Genomic DNA, 3,146 nt, shown 5'->3' on the forward strand with positions numbered 1-3,146 from the left:
CCTTCAGGGACTTCCGCGAAATCCTCTAGAAAGAGTTCGCGCCCATCCGCAGAGACCCTCACATTATCTATGAAGCCCCCCGCAAACGCGTCGCCGTTTTTGAATGAAATCTCCCCCTGCACCTCCTTTTCCGTGTCGCTGAGATCGGGGAAAGCGTCGGTAAACAGGGCTCGTTCCTGCACAAGGGGTTGCCCGTCCGGTTCGAAGGACAGGATGCCAAAATCATTAACCACACTCAGCCCGAAAAATCGCTGCCCCTCTGGATTCAGACTGGTAGCTCCATCAGCATAGCTGAAAAATTCACCGAGGGGAGCTACAACGGATACCTTCCATTCTTCCAGGGATCGGCCCTCTGGATTAAAGGAGAGGATCCACGGTCTACCCTCACGGTATACCAGCGCTGCGATCCGATCTCCAGGCTCCACGTAGAGCCGCCCCTGAGATTGCACCTCTGCTCCCAGCGACCAGGTGGCCAGCAGTTGATGGAAGGCTCCGCTCCGCTCCTGGCTGGGCAATTCCTCCCCCCGCGCAGTCACTACCAACACCTGATAGAAGTACTCGGTGTTCCCCACCAGACCGCTGTCCACCGTGGAGGTGTCGGCGATAGCCGTTTTCTCGGCGATCATCTGAGGAGTCAGTCCTGCTATGCGGCGCAACACCTGATATGCCTTGAAGCGCGGTCCTTGATAGCGCGTCCACCGCAGCGCTGCGGTGGCGGTCCTGGAATCCAACTGCGTCTCTAGCAACTGCACCTTCGGCAGACTCAAGGGCCGCGCTTCTTCTTCTTGCGAGGAAACCGCGTAACCGCTGCTGTTCACCACGGACACGCGGTAGAGATAGTCGGTGTCGGGCGCCAGGGTGGTGTCCACAAAGGTGATCTGCTCCACCGCCGGGATGGACACCAGGGTATCCACGGCTTCCAGCCCCGGCACCTTGCGCAGCACCCGGTACTCGCGGAAGGGTTGCTGTCCCTCATACCGGGTCCAGGTGAGGGTGGCGGTGCCGGCGGTGTCGTCGAGGGCCACCTGCAGCTCCACTGCCGGGGTGAGGGCCGGGTCAAAGGGGTTGGTGCGCGGGGCGTCGTGGCAGGAGAGCAGCGCCAGGAGCAGCGCGACCAGCACCTTGAACCAACTGTAGACAATCCGCCTCATATCTCCTCCTGCAGCAGCCTGGGGCTGAATTCTTGACAGGGTATAAAGGACATTTTACATTGCCTCAAGACCTGCTGGCGTCCATTTTCCCGACGATGAGTGTATGAACATTGCCTCTGCCAAAATCCGGAGAGCAACTACCGCTCCCCTGAGAAAATCTGTCGCCCCTGGTGTGCTGCCGGGAGGCGTTCCTGTGGCCGAGTCTCTGCTCCACCAGGCTATAGACCAGATCATCTCCGCATTCGACCCTCAGCAGATCATCCTGTTCGGCTCGCATGCCTATGGTGCTCCAGGGCCGGCCAGCGACGTGGACCTCCTGATTGTCATGGATACCGAGGCCCGGCCGGCTGAGCGCATAGTGGGTATCTCGCGCCTGCTCTCGCCCCGGCCTTTTCCCGTAGACCTCATCGTGCGTACTCCCGCTGAGCTGGCTCGCGACCTCAAGCGGGTGGACTCCTTTATGCGCGAGGCTGTCGAGCAGGGGTGGGTCCTCTATGCGCGTCCATGAAGAAGTCCGGGAATGGATAGCCAAGGCCGAAGAGGACTTTGCCGGCGCGGTCCATTTAAACCGCCGCAAGCGGCATCCGCTTCCCAACCTGATCTGCTTCCACGCCCAGCAGTGCGCTGAAAAGTACTTGAAGGCATATCTCATCAGTCGAAAAATTTCTCCACCGAGAATACACGATCTCATAGTGCTGCTGGATCTAGGGGTGTCCTGCGATGCATCCTTTGAGCCCCTCCGCGAGCCTTGCTTGCAACTCGATCCCTATTCGGTCCTGTTTCGCTATCCAGGCCAGGATGCCCTTCCAGAGGAAGTTCCAGCTGTCCTGAGTGCCGCCCGCAAAGTGCGGCTGTTTATGCGCCGGCGTCTGCTGCCCAAGTAGTTGCTCCCTCACGGCGCAAACTTCTGGATCCGCTGGTTGAACACATCCAGCACATAGATATACCCCTCGCTGTCCACGGCGATGCTGCCGGCGAAGTGGTCCGCTCTTTTGCCAAAATCGAACTCGCCCTCGCCGCTGCCTTTGTGCCCCCACTGCGTGAGAGCCTGCCTGTCCGCGTCAAAGACCACGACCCGGGCGTTGCCGGCGTCCAGCACATAGCAGCGTCCGTCTGGCCCCACCGCGAAGGAAGTTGGGTAGTACAGAAAATCTGTAGAGGAGCCCAGTCCTGGACCGATCGCGAAACCCAGATCGGGAGACACGCGGCGAGGCCAGCTCGAAGGATTGCTCGCAGGAACCCGAGCCATTAAGATCTGGTCGAGATCGGGCACACAGACCCCGACCCACGGCGCGCCATCCTTTGGGTTCTGCCAAACCCGGATCTCGCTGACTGGAGCTGCGAACTTGGACTGGGAAACTAGCTTCCCCTCTTGGGTTAGGAGGTAAATCTGGTCCCCCCTGGTAAAAGCCAGGAGGTCCCCCACCAGTGCCAGGCTGCTCCAGAGGTACCCAACCGGGCCTTCGCTCGTATCCCCCCAGAGCACGGGATCCTTCACCGAGGCATTGACCACGCCATCTAGGGCCTCCAGACTCAAGCGGTAGAATACACAGTCCATGAGCAGGATAGGCAGCGAAAGACTGTCTCCCTGCGGCTCAAGCCCCAGCTCCCCAGGAGGGGAAAACTCCCAGTTCAAGAGGGCTTGTTGGGTTGGCGCGGCGAGGTTGAAGGAAAAACGGGAGAAGGTATCTCCTCCTATTTGGATACTTTCACCTTTGGCGATCGTATTCGCCTGATCTGCCTCCAGGCGAAAGTTTTTCCAGGTTTGGTCGGCACGGGTCATTTTTGCACTGCCCAGAATATTGAGCATCCCCTGCCCGACAAAAGCCTTCCCGTCTTTGAGCTTCCAGTTGTGCGGTAGTTGTCCATCCAGTGCTCCCTCAGGGAATTCCTCGAAATCCTCTAGAAAGAGTTCGCGCCCACCCGCAGAGACCCTCACGTTATCTAATAAGCCCGGAAACGAGCCGGCGGCCTTGAGCGAGATCTCCCCCTGCA

The 3,146-nt window shown here is 59.4% G+C and carries 4 protein-coding genes; 2 read left to right on the forward strand and 2 right to left on the reverse strand.

Annotation, left to right across the window (positions count from 1 at the left end):
- Window positions 1-1,151: fibronectin type III domain-containing protein (locus HYZ49_11280; GenBank protein MBI3242865.1), on the reverse strand; the 1,151-nt coding region annotated here is incomplete at its 3' end.
- Between the two features lie 103 nt (window positions 1,152-1,254).
- Here HYZ49_11280 and HYZ49_11285 point away from each other — a divergent pair.
- The gene (locus tag HYZ49_11285; protein MBI3242866.1) at window positions 1,255-1,659 is read left to right on the forward strand and encodes a nucleotidyltransferase domain-containing protein; all 405 of its coding nucleotides are present in this window, start codon (window positions 1,255-1,257) and stop codon (window positions 1,657-1,659) included.
- A complete protein-coding gene (locus tag HYZ49_11290) occupies window positions 1,646-2,035 on the forward strand; it encodes a HEPN domain-containing protein (GenBank protein ID MBI3242867.1) in 390 nt (129 codons plus the stop codon). Before HYZ49_11285 ends, HYZ49_11290 begins: the two co-directional genes overlap by 14 nt.
- Before the next feature lie 8 nt (window positions 2,036-2,043).
- Here HYZ49_11290 and HYZ49_11295 read toward each other — a convergent pair.
- Window positions 2,044-3,146: NHL repeat-containing protein (locus HYZ49_11295; GenBank protein MBI3242868.1), on the reverse strand; the 1,103-nt coding region annotated here is incomplete at its 5' end.

The organism is Chloroflexota bacterium (assembly GCA_016197225.1).
Classification (GTDB): Bacteria; Chloroflexota; Anaerolineae; order Anaerolineales; family VGOW01; genus VGOW01.